Consider the following 14,668-nt stretch of genomic DNA (forward strand, 5'->3'; position numbering starts at 1 on the left):
CTACTCATTTCGAAGAACAGTCAGTATATCTACTTCACTTGCTTTTTTGGCAGGATAATAAGAGGAAGCTACAACGATACCAAAAGCACCTGCGACAATAAAAATGAAATCATGAAGTGTCAAGTCCAGAGGAAGTCTCGAAGTAGGATAAACATCTTTTGGCAAAGAGACAATATCAAAAGTACTGAGTAGCCATATACCACTCAGTCCAAAGACAATACCGGCTAAAATACCGGTAATTCCTATAACAATTCCCAAATACAAAAATACTTTTTTAATTTCAGATGTCGTTGCACCCAAAGAGAGCAAAAGTGCTATTTCCCCTCTTCTGTTCATTACAGTCATTAAAAGAGAAGATATGATATTGATAGAAGCAATAAGAATAATAAGCATCAGGACAATAAAAAGAGAAGTTTTTTCCATCTCCAAAGCAGCAAAAAAATTCATATTGTCTTCCCACCAGCCTTTTACTGTTACACTGATTGGCAGCACTTTTTTTATTTTTTCTATATCTTTTCGTGGATCTTTGGAATATATATGAATACCGTCATATTCATTTGCGGCCATATGCTCTATGGTCTGCATAGCCTCCAGTGTTGTGTAGGAGTATGCTTTATCATAAGCAGAAAGCCCTGAATCAAAAAACGACTTGATTTGAAAGCGCTTTATTTTTGGAGTAACAGAGAGTCCGCCCGGTTCCACATTTGTAAAAATATACATCAGTTTATCATTTACATGTAAATTAAATTCTTCTTTAAGAGTTTTTCCGATAACGACATCAAATTTTTTAAAAGTATGCCCGGTAATTGCTTTTGCAAGTACCGAATTGACTTTCACTTCATCCTCAAAGTTTACACCAAAGAGATACCCGCCTTCAAGTCTTGAACCGCTTCTGGCCATCACAGAAGACTGAATGTAAGGGCTAAACTGCAAATAAGGAAATTTCTCTTCCAAATCCATAAGCAGATTGCTGTTTACAGCACCGTAAAACTTTGGAATGATGGTTAAAGGGTAGTTCATAACAGTCAGTTTGTCTTTAAACTCTTTGTCAAAACCATTCATAAGTGCCATGGCAATAAGAAGTACCATGACACCGAGCGTAATTCCTATAAAGGCTAAAAGTGCAGATATAAAGATAAAAGGCTGCTCCTTGTCAAAGCGTAAAAATCTTTTCACAAGGTAAGAAACTATTGATTTTTTCAAGAAGCAAAAACACCTTTTTTCGGACCGCTTTTTCCACAGCATTGTTTGTATTTTTTTCCGCTTCCGCACGGACAGGGGTCATTTCTTGCTATTTTTTTACTCACAACAAAGTCATCTTCGGCATCAATATCCACATTGTCATGATGGTTCAGCCGCATCAATGCTTCTTGTGCTTTTTTCTCTTCTTCAAGCTGTTTGGAAATTCTGGCAGCTTCTTCTTCCGGAGATTCCATCTGGAACTGTATAATCTGCAAGGTTTTGATTGTATTGAATTTAATATCATTAATTAATTCGCCAAAAAGACCAAAACTCTCTTTTTTGTACTCAACAAGAGGATCTTTTTGATTATATGCACGCAAACGAATACCGGTTTTCATATTGTCCATTGCATAAAGATGTTCTCTCCAGGCATTGTCCAACTCTTTGAGATAAAACTCTTTTTCTATATCCTGTCTTGTCTGCTCATCCAACACGCCCATCTTTTCATCATAAGACGTTTTTAACAGTTCTGTAACTTTGGCATACAACTCTTCGTATTCAAGCTCTTTTAACTGCTCGATATCCAAATCAAAATTCATCTCTTCCTTAAGAAGCTGAGAGAGTTTTTCAAGATTAAAATCTTCTTTGTCTGCACCGGCAAATATATCCGAGCGGGCTAAAAGATTTGCAACATATTCTTCTCTGATTTCATCGATTTTACCAGCAATATCATAATCATCACTTAAAAGTTGATTTCTGAATTTATAAACGATTTTTCTTTGCTCATTTGCAACATCATCATATTCAACAATTTGCTTACGCCCTTCATAGTGCATATTTTCAACTTTTTTCTGTGCTTTTTCAACTGCACGGGTTACCATTCTTGATTCTATATATTCGCCGTCTTCAACACCGAGTCTTTCCATGATGGACTTGATTTTATCACTGCCGAATATTCGTAAAAGATTGTCTTCAAGTGAAAGATAAAACTGTGTTGTTCCGGGATCACCCTGACGCCCGGAACGTCCGCGCAACTGGTTGTCAATACGGCGGTTTTCATGTCTCTCGGTTCCGATAATATATAAACCGCCAAGCTCTTTTACTTCATCACTTACCTTAATGTCAACACCGCGTCCTGCCATATTTGTCGCAATGGTTACAGCACCCTTTGCTCCGGCATGTTTAATGATTTCACTCTCTTGTGCATGGTTTTTTGCATTTAAAACAGTATGGGCAATTTTTTCCTTCTTCAGTATTTCATGTAAAACTTCAGATTTTTCAATAGAAGCCGTCCCTATTAAAATAGGTTGTCCTGATTTGCTCAGTTTTTTAATGGTCTCAATAACAGCTGTAAATTTCTCTTCTTCTGTTTTATATATTAAATCATTCAAATCTTTTCTTGCAATCGGAATATTTGTAGGAATGGAAACAACATCAAGATTGTAAATCTGTGCAAATTCTGTTGCCTCTGTTTCGGCAGTACCTGTCATTCCAGCAAGTTTGTCATACATTCTGAAATAATTTTGAAAAGTAATATCTGCAAGCGTTTGTGTCTCTTCTTTGATTTCTACACCCTCTTTGGCTTCAAGTGCCTGATGCAGTCCTTCAGAAAAACGACGTCCTTCGCTTAATCGGCCCGTAAATTCGTCAACAATAACCACTTCCCCGTCATTGACAACATAATCAACATCCTTTTCAAAAAGGTAATTTGCCTTTAAAGCCTGGTCAAGCATATGCGGCAAAGAAGCATTCTCTGCACTGTAAAGATTTTCGACACCAAAAAGTTCTTCCGCTTTTGTGATACCCTCTTCTGTAATCAGTATCACTTTGTCTTTTTCATCAACAGTAAAATGTTCCTCTTTATTCAATTTCAAAGCAACTCTGTTTGCTTTGAGATAATCCTGCATATTTCTGTTTGTTGGCCCTGAAATTATCAAAGGTGTTCTCGCCTCATCAATTAAAATAGAATCCACTTCATCGACAATTACGAAATTGTGTCCACGCTGGACCATCTGGTCTTTTGAATAACTCATATTGTCACGTAAATAGTCAAAGCCGAACTCATTGTTTGTACCGTAGGTAATATCTGCATCATAAGCAGCTTTTTTCTCTACAGGATCATGCATGTCTTCGAGAATCGTGCCTACACTGTAGCCCAGAAAATTGTACAGCACACCCATCTCTTTTGCATCACGGGAAGCCAGATAATCATTCACTGTTACCAAATGAACGCCCTTGCCTGTCATTGCATTGAGAGTAATGGCAAGTGTAGCCACAAGGGTTTTCCCCTCACCGGTTTTCATTTCGGCAATTCTACCCTCATGCAAAACCATACCGCCTATAAGCTGAACATCAAAATGGCGCATATTCAAAACACGTTTTGCAGCTTCTCTTGTTATGGCAAAAGAATCATACAGCACATCATCCAGAGTTTTCTCACCGCTCTGTACACTTTGTTTCAAATCTTCAAAAGCCTGTTTAAGCTCATCATCGCTTAAGACTTCATATTTGTTTTCAAGTTCATTAATCTTTTTAACTTTTTTAGTATATTTTTTTAATTCTCGGTCATTTGCAGTACCAAATACCTTACCCATGAATGCTTGTAGCATTTGCAACCTTATTATCGTTACTATATAGTAATCGCTGAAATTGTTCTTATTTTATCACATTAAATCTAATAAATAGTATAAATGAATAATTTGCTATAATTTCTTTTTAAAGGAGAAAAATGAAAAGAATAATTTTAGCTGCATTGTTGATAACATCTGGCTATGCAAGTATAAAAAATATAAACAGTTTTGAAGCAGATTTTTTACAAAAAATAGTAGATGACAAAGGTGTGAAGATAACATATACGGGGCATGTAACAGCTTCTAAACCTCGTTATGCTCTTTGGCAGTATACAAAACCTGTGCAAAAAAGTGTTTATATTTTACAAAATAAAATTGTAGTTATTGAACCGGAGTTAGAACAGGTCATCATTAAACATCTTAATGGAGATTTTGATCTTTTTAAAATTATTCACAATGCAAAAGAGATCGCAAAAGGGAGTTATTTAGCGAATTTTCAGAATAAAGAATACATCATAAAAACAGAAAATTCCATCATTAAATCTATTTCATACAAAGATGAACTTGAAAATGATATAAAGATTGTATTTAAAAACCAAGAAGTAAATAAAAAAATATCGCAAGATAAATATGTACCGGATATTCCGGATGAATATGATATAGTCAGTGAGTAATATGTAACAAAAACGGATTTAGTCCGTTTTTGCATACAGCTAGTTAAGCTTGGCAAAAATGGATTTAGTCCATTTATTGCACTGTGAATTTAGTTCAACTTGGCAGAATGAAATTTAGTTTCATTCTGCATACAGCTAGTTAAGCTTATAATCTTTGATTAGGTTGAAGTTTAGATATTTATAGATATCATCTTCTTTCCCTTCTATTTTTTTCGTTAACTCCAAGTACTCTTCTTTTGTCGGAATTTTTCCAAGAAGTGAACATACCGCTGCAAGTTCAGCAGAACCAAGATAAACCTGTGCTTCTTTTCCTAAACGGTTGTCAAAGTTACGTGTTGATGTTGAAAACACTACTGCACCATCTGATACACGTGCCTGATTCCCCATACATAATGAACATCCCGGAACTTCTGTTCTTGCACCTGCAGCACCAAAGATTGCATAGTAGCCATCTTCTACAAGTTGTTTCTCATCCATTTTTGTCGGAGGACAAACCCATAAACGGGTAGGAACAGCACCTTCGCCTTTTAATACTTCACCAAGTGCACGGTAGTGACCGATATTTGTCATACATGAACCGACAAATACTTCATCAATTTTATGCGGACGTTTAGGGTCAGCTAAAATCTCTGAAAGTGTAGCAACATCATCCGGATCATTCGGGCATGCCAAAATAGGCTCTGTGATTTGATCCAAATCAATCTCAAGTACTGCCGCATATTCTGCATCTTCATCCGCTTTCATCAGTTCAGGTTTTTCCAACCACTCTTCCATTTTCACAATACGACGTGCCAATGTACGATGGTCTTCATATCCTGCATCAATCATAGAATTTAAAAGTGTAATATTAGATTTTAAGTACTCAATAATTGGTTCTTTGTCTAACTGAACTGTACATGCTGCAGCAGAACGTTCTGCTGATGCATCTGACAACTCAAATGCCTGTTCGGCTTTCAGATCAGGCAAGCCCTGAATTTCCAAAATACGCCCGGCAAAAATATTTTTCTTTCCTTTTTTCTCAACTGTCAAAAGACCTTCTTTTATAGCCTGATGAGGAATAGCATTAACCAAGTCACGTAATGTGATTCCCGGTTGCATTTTTCCTTTAAATTTTACAAGAACTGATTCCGGCATAGTCAAAGGCATAGAACCTGTAACTGCTGCAAATGCAACGATTCCGGAACCGCCTGGAAAAGAGATACCGATAGGAAAACGAGTATGTGAATCTGCACCCGTACCTACAGTATCCGGAAGAACCATTCTATTTAGCCATGAGTGGATAATACCGTCACCAGGACGAAGAGCAACACCTGAACGGTTTGCAATAAAGTCAGGTAATGTATGGAACATCTTAATATCTGACGGTTTTGGATACGCAGATGTATGACAGAAAGTCTGTAATACCAAATCAGCATTGAACCCAAGCGCAGCAAGTTCTTTGATCTCATCTCTTGTCATAGGACCTGTTGTGTCTTGAGAACCGACTGTACTCATTTCAGGCTCACAATACATACCCGGACGAACACCATCCATTCCACATGCTTTACCAACCATTTTTTGTGCTAAAGTATACCCTTTACCAGTATCTTCAGGCTGATCAGGTGTTAAGAAAATATCAGCCGGAGCTTTTCCTAAAACACTGCGTGCTTTGTTTGTAAGCCCACGACCGATAATAAGTGGAATACGACCGCCTGCACGTACTTCATCAGTAATAGTATTTGGTTTTAATGTAAATGTAGCGATGCATTTACCGTCTTTATGTGCTTCACCTTTATACGGATAGATGTCAATAACATCACCTGTTTCCATTTGGGAAACATCAAGTTCGATTGGAAGTGCTCCCGAGTCTTCTGCTGTTGCAAAGAAAATAGGTGCGATTGTTCCGCCAAGAACTACACCGCCGGTACGTTTGTTTGGAACACCCGGAATATCCTCTCCCATGTGCCACTGTACAGAGTTGATACCTGATTTACGGCTTGAACCGGTACCTACAACATCACCAACATAGGCAACAGGATGGCCAAGCTCTTTTAGTCTGTTAATAGTTCCGATTGGATCTTCCATTTTTGCAGCAAGCATAGAGTTTGCATGCAAAGGAATGTCTGAACGTGTAAATGCTTCAGAAGCAGGAGACAAATCATCAGTGTTTGTTTCACCAGGAACTTTAAATACGGTAACAGTTAATTTTTCAGGAAGTTCAGGTTTTTTTGTAAACCAGTCAGCGTCTGCCCATGCATTTAAAACGTGAGTTGCTGCAGTCACACCTTTTTTGTGCAACTCTTCAACATCATTGAACGCATCATATACCAATAATGTACTGGAAAGTGCTTCAATAGCTGCTGCAACAACTTTTACATTTTTTGACGTTAAAGCATCAATTAATGGTTTTACATTGTATCCGCCAAGCATCATACCAAGCATTTGGACAGCTTTTTCAGGTGGAATAGCTGCCACATGATGTTCTTCACTTGCCAATTCGTTTAAAAATGCTGCTTTGACATAGGCTGCATCATCTACACCCGGAGATACACGATTTTCTAAAAGATCCAGCATCTCTTCAACATATTCACCTGTTTTAATAAACTCGATAACTTCTACTGTCTGTTCAGCAGTAAGAGGTAATGGAGGGACACCAAGTGCCGCTCTTTCTTCTACATGTGCTTTATAGTCTTCTCTAAATCCCATAATACTTCCTATTGTAAATTTAATTTGGGGACATTATAGCTAAAAGAAAAGTAATCATATCGACAGTGTTACGAATCTATACATCTATATTGCGTAAAATTACTTCATTGTATAGAAAAGTAACACTAGAGTCTGCGTTTTGCAATTTCAGTGCAGATGATTTCTCTGTCACTGCCCATATAGTTGTTTTTGAGCCATAACAGATAAGAATCAGGCAGTTCATTGTAAAGCATTCCTTTGTATTGCCCAAAAGAAATTCTGGCGCTGGTTTGCGGAGCACAAACAGCTTCCTCAACCAAAGCTTCTACATGTAACATATCAAGAAGTTTTACAAATTCCCGATATTCAAGTTTTTTTCCAATACTGAATGTGTAGGCAGTAAAATCAAAGTACCCTTTTCTTTGCGCAACAAATGCTTCTATTTCCTGTATCTGTTCAACACGTAATTTTTCCAGATTCTTTACATGTACACAAAAAGAATCTTTTTGTTTCATAAATATAAAATGCGGTTTTGGCATTACAATATCTCTCTGACACCCTTGGCATTTGGAGAAGAGAGAACTCCTTCATTTTCAAGCTGTTCTATCACTCTTGCAGAACGGTTATATCCAATCTGTAGTTTTCTTTGCAGATAAGAAATAGATGTTTTTCTGTCAGTTAAAACTACATTTTTCGCCTCTTCGTACAAAGGATCAAGTTCTTCATAGCTTTCATTAGAGCCTGAAGCAGAACCACCTTCGGCATTCGTCTCTTCTATCAAAAAGCTTTTGTCATAATTTGGTTCTCGCTGCGCTTTAATAAAATCTACTATCTTCTCTATCTCTTCTTCTGTAGCCCACGGAGCATGCAGGCGTACCAAAGCCGGCGAACCCGGAGGCGTAAAAAGCATATCTCCACGCCCCAGAAGTGATTCTGCACCCATTTGGTCTAAAATGATTTTTGAATCAATCTTTTGTCCTACTCTGTAGGATATGCGTGAAGGCAGGTTGGCTTTAATAAGTCCCGTAACAACATCTACAGACGGTCTTTGTGTCGCGATGATAAGATGAATTCCACAGGCACGTGATTTTTGTGCAAGTCTTGCGATGGAGAGTTCAACATCTTTGCCGCTTGTCATCATCAGGTCAGCCAATTCATCAATAATTACCACTATATAAGGGAAATGTTCACCACCCTCCTTTTTTACTTTTTCATTATAATTTTCAATATTTTTGGTACGACTCTCAGCCATGAGTTCGTAACGCCGTTCCATTTCACCGACCATATTGTTAAGTGAGACAATAGCCTGTTTTGGCTTTGTAATGACAGGAGTAAGCAGATGCGGGATATCATTATATATGGAAAACTCAAGCATTTTCGGGTCAATCATCAAAAGACGCAGCTGATCAGGAGAATTTTTATATAAAAGTGAGAGTATCATAGCATTGATCCCGACACTTTTCCCGCTTCCTGTTGTACCTGCTATAAGCAAATGCGGCAACTTTTTTAAATCAGTAATAAAAGGCTTGCCGACAATGTCTTTTCCAAGCGCTATAGTAAGTGGTGAGGCCGAGTCTTTAAAGAGTTTGTCATCTAAAAGCTCACGCAGATAAATGGTATCTACTGCTTCATTTGGAATCTCTATTCCGACAACATCTTTTCCCGGGATAGGTGCCTGAATACGAATAGTCTCCGCTGAAAGCGCCATCGCCAAATCATCTTGGAGGTTAAGTATTTTACTCACTTTCACATTGGCTGCCGGTTTAAACTCAAAGGTAGAAACTACAGGACCTGCATAGGTACGCACAACATCTCCGTCAATTTTAAAATGTGCCAGCTTTTCAATAAGATAGCGTATCTTGTCATCAAGCTCTTTTTCATCCACATTATGTGTTGTTTTATTCGGCTTTTGCAAAAAATCTACAGAAGGCAGCTTAAAGTTTTTGGGTTTTTCTACCTTCCCTTTTTCAATATTAGCCAAGAGTTTTGCATTTTCTTCAAGCTCATCAACGATAACAGTATTTTTATGCTCTTTTACATCCGCGGCAATATCTAAAATAGTTTTTTTTGTCTCACTTGTTTCTTCTGCCGCTACATGCTTTTTTTCTTTTCTTAGATATGCCGGTTTGTCTATTTCTTCGTCTTGGGTTTGTTCAACATGCTCTGTCTCTTTGTTCTCTTCTTTTTGCATGATTTCATCTTGTTGCAAGGTCTCACTCTGTTCCTTTTCAACAAAAGTTGCTGCATTCTTCGGTTTGTTGGATTTGAGTGAAGATATGACTACATGTAAGATCTCCGAACTGCTTTTATCAAAAAGAATCACCATGGCAACCGCCGTAATAATAAACCAAAATACCCATAATCCGAAAACACCTATATAGGGAGATAAAAAGTCTACAAAATCTGCACCGAATTTTCCTCTGTATTCATTTGTTATGAGCAGGGCCTGTGCGATAAGAGAAGAGCATAAAAGCAAAAAAGAAGCAACACCCAGTTCTAACTTTCTAAAACCAAAAGATGTATCTTTATACAGAAAATACAAAGGAAACAGCAGCACAAAGAGATATACAAACGATATATAACCAAAATAAAGCTGATTGTAAGAAGAAAAAGTAGCACCATAACTGCCCATAAGCCCAGTTGGACCAAAAAGAGTTGAAAAACCGAGATAAATTAATACACCAAAAATGATAATAAACAGAGTATCTTTCAAGCTAGAAAACCTTTATAGTAAGAAGGGATAAATAATATATAAAAGTATATCCTATAAATAATTTACCAGACTTAATTGCGAAATTTTTCCCACAGTTGAGAGCATCGCCTGATAGTTTAAGTTAAGTTGAGACAAACGCAAAGAGGCCTCTGCAATATCTGTATCTATTACTTCAGAGCGCAGGGTCATTGTACTGACTTCCAGCAGACTTGTTCTTTCGAGTGAAGTGTTTAAGGTATTTGACTGTGCACCGACAACCGAATGGCTTCTGGAGACATGTGACTGCAGTTTGTCTATTGCTGCAAGCGCATTTTCTATTCCTTGATTTCGCATATTTCCGCTGGAACTGTCCGGATAAAGTTTATGATCTTCTACAGCAGTAATGGCTTCATCAAGATTTTTAAAAAAATCTGTTTTTGGATCAACAATAGTTAAAGCGTTGTTTGCATTAAAGGTCATAACAGAAGCATCTGCTGTAAAATTATCACTGTTAGCATCATAAAGTGCTATTGTCGATTGTGTCTGAGTAGCAGTCAAGTCAGTGAATTTCAACTTTCCGTCATAGGTTAAAGAAGTGTTTCCCTGTGTGTTTGAAGCTATTATTGCATTATCATAGTCATTTGCTGCAGTTCCGGTAGGTAGGTTATTGGTAACAATCATATTGAGAACATCCATCAGTTGCTGATAGGTTACATTATCTGCAGCTGTTGCTGTTCTTGGAGTCTGCATATTAAAAATATCATAAGTATTTCCACCAATTGTAAAAGTTGAACCTGCGGAATCTAAATTTATTGTTGCGGTATAAGGATTACCGTTAATATCATTTCCTTCCAGATTCAATACGGTTGCATCAAGCGTACCGGGTGTTCCCTGAGACAGATCAGCTACTTCGGAAATTTTTGCAGATGGAGAGGCAAAGGCATTTGTCTCTTTTAGAATCTGAGGGACATTTGATGTGAGTTCTGCACCGCTTTTGGAAAATTGTGTTCTGTCATACACTATCCCTTCTATATTGCTGGCTGCACCGGCAGCCGGTATGAAACCTGACTGGATAAACTCTTTGACATAGAGGCTTGATGTAGCGGTTCCGTCTTTTATTTTTGCATAATCTTTTTCACCGACATCCAGCAAATCTATATCATTTACGAGTGCATCATTGTTTTGGGTATCACCGTTTTCATCTGTCGTCAAATCAAAATCAACCGCCCCCACCATATGAAAATCCAGTTTGCTTGAACCTTTCTGTTTGTCTTGGACAACAATCTGTCCATTTGCATTCAGGCTCACATTTACCACGTTTATACTGCCGTTGTTTCCGTATGCTTTGCCTATTTCATCCAGTAAATCACTTACTTTTGCCGTATCGTCAAACTCTTTTCTGACTTTAAAGGCGGTGCCGTCACTTCTGGTCCCTCTGATGTAAAAATAATTTTTGTTGACTGTAGTTGTATCATCATCTATATCACCCATCAAATCTCTAATGCTGCTGTCTGCAGTAATTATTCCACCGTTAATTAAATCATTGTTGATTACATTTGTTGTGATTTCTCTTTTTGTATTTTGTTCTTCGCCTAAAAAAAGTTCTGCTCCGGTGAGATTATACTTTTGTGTGGAATTTGAACCAAGCACAGAGTTCATTCCTGCATCATTCCCCTGATATATTCCGTTTGCATCTATCGGTTTTGTATTGACAGCAGAACCAGAAAATAAAAACTGCCCGTTAATCGAAGTGTTAGCCAGGTTTTTAAAATGTTTTTCCAAACCCCGAAGCTCTCCGGCTATGGCATCAAGAGAGTCAGGGCTGTGTGTGCCGTTTGCGGCATTTATAAGCAGAGTCTTCATTCTGTCAAGTGAAGTTTCAAACTCATTGAGAACAACATCTGTCTGATTTGAAATTTTATACCCGCTTTCTGTACTCTTTTTCACCTGCCCTATTGTAACGAGCTCATTGTCAAGCCGCATAGTTTCTGTAAATGTTCTTACATCATCTTTGGCATATTGAATTTTCAATCCTGAGGCAATCTGCTTATTTACATCAAAAAGTTCATTGTTTATTTTTAAATTATTTGTAGCATACAGACTGTTGTAATACATACTTGATGTTACACGCATAATATCTCTCCGTTTTCAAAATATTGTTTGGTTTCTGGCAATTATTGGCAAAGTATAGCAATAAAAGTTCCATTTAATGGTATTATCGGCCAAATATTATTTACTTTTAAGTAAATTCCTACTATCATTCCAACTTCAACAGCTGATTTGCCAGAGTGATGGAACGGTATACATAGCGGATTCAAAATCCGCCGCCTCACGGCTTAGGGGTTCAAATCCCCTCTCTGGTACCACTTTTTACAGTTGTTAGTTCTCAAAATGAGAGATACTTATGTTATTTCTAAAAATAATTCTTCTACTCATCTCTTTTTCAACTATTTTCGCTGCCAACACTCTTCGAAGCAATTATTATATAAAAAATGATTTTATTATGCTTTCAGATATTGTACCTGTAAGTAAAAAAAATGACAGAAAACTTTTTGATATAGACAAAAACAGACATTCAAAACGTATACAAAAAAAAGAACTTTTAAAAATACTTCACAAAAGCGGTTTTGACAATTTTACTTCAAAACACAGTTACATACAGTTCACAAAAAAAAGCCCTATCAATACAACGTATATAAAAAACAGTATAAAAAAGCACTATAGAGAAAAATATAAAAATATAAAAATATCTACAATAACGCTCTTTCCCACACATTATATGGAAGAACTCCCAAAACGCTACACTGTTCATTTTAGCACCAAAGCACACTTGTCCAACAAGGGCATTTTATATATAAAAACAGATGATAATAAAAAAATATTTTTTAAATATAAAATTTTAGCCACTGTTTCCATTTTGTTTGCCAGAAAAAACATCAAAAAAGATAATGAACTCACCAATATAAATACACAAAAAAAGAGTATAATACTGGATAAATTCAAAGCGATGCCTTTAGAGGGTTTACATGTAAAGCACTACCAAAGTAAGCACAACATTCAAGCAGGTAATATTATAACAAAAAGAGATGTTGTCGGTTTGTTTTTAGTCAAACGCGGCTCGAGTGTCAGTGTTAATTTTAACAACAATGCAATACATATCTATTTTTCTGCAAAAGCACTTCAAAACGGAAGACTTGGAGACACTGTCAGTGTTATAAAGAGAAATGGAAAAAAAATAAGAGTTGTTATAACCGGAAAGAACAAAGCAGAGGTACAATGAAAAAAAGAAAAATAGTAGTTGCAAGCAGTGGGGCCAGTGGTGTGAACCTTGGTCTGAAAATCATTCAACTTCTTCCTGAATCTGTTGAAAAACATTTTATCATGACAGAAAATTCAGAAAAAGTACTTGTACATGAAATGAGTAATGTCACTGCCCATAATAATAAAAACATTGCAGCCTCTGTTGCATCAGGCTCTTTTGGGGTTGATGCTATGATTATCGCACCGTGTTCTATGAATACACTGGCAAAAATAGCCTGTGGAATTTCGGACAACTTGATTACACGGTGCGCTGCAGTTGTAATCAAAGAACAGAAAAAGCTTATTTTAGCACCGAGAGAGATGCCTTTTTCTGCCATTAATTTAGAGAATATGCATAAACTTGCAAGCCTGGGCATCATTATTGCGCCGCCTGTTATGGCATATTATTCAAAGCAGCAGACACTTGATGAAATGGAAAATTTTCTCATTGGCAAATGGTTTGATTTACTGGAAATTGAAAACAGTTTATATAAAAGGTGGCAAATTGAAGAGTCGTAAAATCGCTTTATACCCGGGGACATTTGATCCGATAACAAATGGACATTTTGATATTATCGAACGTGCAAAAAATTTATTTGATGAAGTGATTGTCGCTGTTGCTCAGTCAAAAGACAAAAATCCCATGTTTAGCCTCGAGCAAAGAATAAAAATGGTCGAAATTGCCGTCAAAGACATCAAAGATGTCCGTGTTACAGGTTTTAACAACCTTACTATAGATCTGGCACACGAACATGATGCAAGGGTGCTTATACGAGGGCTTCGTGCTGTAAGTGACTTTGAATACGAGTTGCAACTCGGCTATCTCAACAACTCCCTTGATGAAAACATAGAAACAGTCTATTTGATGCCAAAACTCAAACATGCTTTTATCAGTTCTTCTATTGTCAGGAATCTTTTAAAGTTTAACGGAAAAACAGATCACCTCTTACCAAAAGAGGTACAGCAGGTTATAGGGAGTCTGCGCTGATGTATATTGCAATAGAAGGTATTGATACAGCCGGGAAAAGTACACAGATAGAAGCACTGAAAAAGTACTTTCCTGATGCAGTCATTACAAAAGAACCCGGTGGAACTGCTATAGGACAAGAAATTCGCAGACTTGTTTTGAGTGCAAAAACAAAAAGCAAAAGAGCAGAGTTTCTTCTTTTTCTTGCAGACAGAGCAGAACATATAAAAGAGGTAATAGAACCAAATCTGCACAAAATGATTATTTCAGACAGAAGTGCTGTAAGTGGTGTCGCCTATGCACTCACCCAGGGAAGTATCAGTAAAAAAGATTTGATCAGTCTGAATGATTTCGCAACAAAAAAAATATATCCCCAGGCAATTTTTTTACTGCGTCTGACAAAACAGGAACTCAAATACAGACTTTCGCAAAAAAAACTTGACGGCATTGAACTCAGAGGCAGTGAATATTTGTTAAAGATTCAAGAGAGTATCAAAGAAGCAAGTCTTCTTCTGGGTGTGCCGTTGATTGAAATTGATGCCACAAAAAACAGAGATGAAATCACAAAAGAAATATTAGATAATATTAAAAATGAAACAATGCTAAAAGGATAAAGAAT

The 14,668-nt window shown here is 37.0% G+C and carries 11 protein-coding genes and 1 tRNA gene; 6 read left to right on the plus strand and 6 right to left on the minus strand.

Features of this window, described 5'->3' with window-relative positions:
* Together MLC35_RS06380 and secA are read right to left on the minus strand one after the other, a co-directional pair.
* Entirely contained in the window at positions 1-1,203 is a 1,203-nt protein-coding gene (locus MLC35_RS06380; protein ID WP_434636228.1) for an ABC transporter permease, read from the minus strand.
* The gene (gene secA / locus MLC35_RS06385; RefSeq protein WP_434636230.1) at positions 1,200-3,791 is read right to left on the minus strand and encodes a preprotein translocase subunit SecA; all 2,592 of its coding nucleotides are present in this window, start codon (positions 3,789-3,791) and stop codon (positions 1,200-1,202) included. Before secA ends, MLC35_RS06380 begins: the two co-directional genes overlap by 4 nt.
* A gap of 119 nt (positions 3,792-3,910) precedes the next feature.
* Here secA and lolA point away from each other — a divergent pair, with 119 nt between their 5' ends.
* Positions 3,911-4,426 carry a LolA-like outer membrane lipoprotein chaperone gene (gene lolA / locus MLC35_RS06390; protein ID WP_151900262.1) on the plus strand — a complete coding sequence of 172 codons (516 nt, stop codon included), beginning with the start codon at positions 3,911-3,913 and terminating at the stop codon, positions 4,424-4,426.
* Between the two features lie 135 nt (positions 4,427-4,561).
* Here the strand turns inward: lolA and acnB are convergent, their stop codons facing one another.
* From acnB to MLC35_RS06410, 4 genes are all read right to left on the minus strand, one after another.
* Positions 4,562-7,111 carry a bifunctional aconitate hydratase 2/2-methylisocitrate dehydratase gene (gene acnB, locus MLC35_RS06395; protein ID WP_151900261.1) on the minus strand — a complete coding sequence of 850 codons (2,550 nt, stop codon included), beginning with the start codon at positions 7,109-7,111 and terminating at the stop codon, positions 4,562-4,564.
* Positions 7,112-7,236: 125 nt separating this feature from the next.
* Positions 7,237-7,629 carry a putative quorum-sensing-regulated virulence factor gene (locus MLC35_RS06400; RefSeq protein ID WP_151900260.1) on the minus strand — a complete coding sequence of 131 codons (393 nt, stop codon included), beginning with the start codon at positions 7,627-7,629 and terminating at the stop codon, positions 7,237-7,239.
* Positions 7,629-9,803 (minus strand): FtsK/SpoIIIE family DNA translocase, encoded by a 2,175-nt coding sequence (locus tag MLC35_RS06405; RefSeq protein WP_151900259.1) that lies wholly within the window; start codon positions 9,801-9,803, stop codon positions 7,629-7,631. The genes MLC35_RS06400 and MLC35_RS06405 overlap by 1 nt, the downstream gene beginning before the upstream one ends.
* 51 nt (positions 9,804-9,854) lie before the next feature.
* Positions 9,855-11,915, minus strand: coding sequence for a flagellar biosynthesis protein FlgL (locus MLC35_RS06410; RefSeq protein ID WP_418640355.1), 2,061 nt, complete (start codon positions 11,913-11,915; stop codon positions 9,855-9,857).
* A 149-nt stretch (positions 11,916-12,064) separates the two neighbouring features.
* On the opposite strand from MLC35_RS06410, the gene MLC35_RS06415 reads away from it, so the two are divergent.
* The 5 genes from MLC35_RS06415 to tmk all read left to right on the plus strand — a co-directional run bounded on the left by MLC35_RS06415 (position 12,065) and on the right by tmk (position 14,663).
* Positions 12,065-12,148 (plus strand) — tRNA-Leu (locus tag MLC35_RS06415).
* A 137-nt stretch (positions 12,149-12,285) separates the two neighbouring features.
* The gene (gene flgA, locus MLC35_RS06420; protein ID WP_434636233.1) at positions 12,286-13,062 is read left to right on the plus strand and encodes a flagellar basal body P-ring formation chaperone FlgA; all 777 of its coding nucleotides are present in this window, start codon (positions 12,286-12,288) and stop codon (positions 13,060-13,062) included.
* Positions 13,059-13,601: a UbiX family flavin prenyltransferase gene (locus MLC35_RS06425; protein WP_151900256.1), complete on the plus strand. Its 543-nt coding sequence runs from the start codon at positions 13,059-13,061 to the stop codon at positions 13,599-13,601. Before flgA ends, MLC35_RS06425 begins: the two co-directional genes overlap by 4 nt.
* Positions 13,588-14,070, plus strand: coding sequence for a pantetheine-phosphate adenylyltransferase (coaD, locus tag MLC35_RS06430; protein WP_230973320.1), 483 nt, complete (start codon positions 13,588-13,590; stop codon positions 14,068-14,070). The genes MLC35_RS06425 and coaD overlap by 14 nt, the downstream gene beginning before the upstream one ends.
* On the plus strand, positions 14,070-14,663 hold the full coding sequence (gene tmk, locus MLC35_RS06435) for a dTMP kinase (protein WP_151900254.1): 594 nt from the start codon (positions 14,070-14,072) through the stop codon (positions 14,661-14,663). Before coaD ends, tmk begins: the two co-directional genes overlap by 1 nt.
* The last annotated feature ends 5 nt before the right edge of the window (positions 14,664-14,668 follow it).

Origin of the sequence: Sulfurimonas sp. NW7, assembly GCF_051132265.1 — a bacterium.
Classification (GTDB): Bacteria; Campylobacterota; Campylobacteria; order Campylobacterales; family Sulfurimonadaceae; genus Sulfurimonas; species Sulfurimonas hydrogeniphila.

Coding starts and splice junctions, on each gene's coding strand:
- secA (WP_434636230.1), bottom strand. CDS start 3,791: ATGCTACAAGCATTCATGGGTAAGGTATTTGGTACTGCAAATGACCGA.
- lolA (WP_151900262.1), top strand. CDS start 3,911: ATGAAAAGAATAATTTTAGCTGCATTGTTGATAACATCTGGCTATGCA.
- acnB (WP_151900261.1), bottom strand. CDS start 7,111: ATGGGATTTAGAGAAGACTATAAAGCACATGTAGAAGAAAGAGCGGCA.
- MLC35_RS06400 (WP_151900260.1), bottom strand. CDS start 7,629: ATGCCAAAACCGCATTTTATATTTATGAAACAAAAAGATTCTTTTTGT.
- MLC35_RS06410 (WP_418640355.1), bottom strand. CDS start 11,915: ATGCGTGTAACATCAAGTATGTATTACAACAGTCTGTATGCTACAAAT.
- flgA (WP_434636233.1), top strand. CDS start 12,286: ATGCTTTCAGATATTGTACCTGTAAGTAAAAAAAATGACAGAAAACTT.
- MLC35_RS06425 (WP_151900256.1), top strand. CDS start 13,059: ATGAAAAAAAGAAAAATAGTAGTTGCAAGCAGTGGGGCCAGTGGTGTG.
- tmk (WP_151900254.1), top strand. CDS start 14,070: ATGTATATTGCAATAGAAGGTATTGATACAGCCGGGAAAAGTACACAG.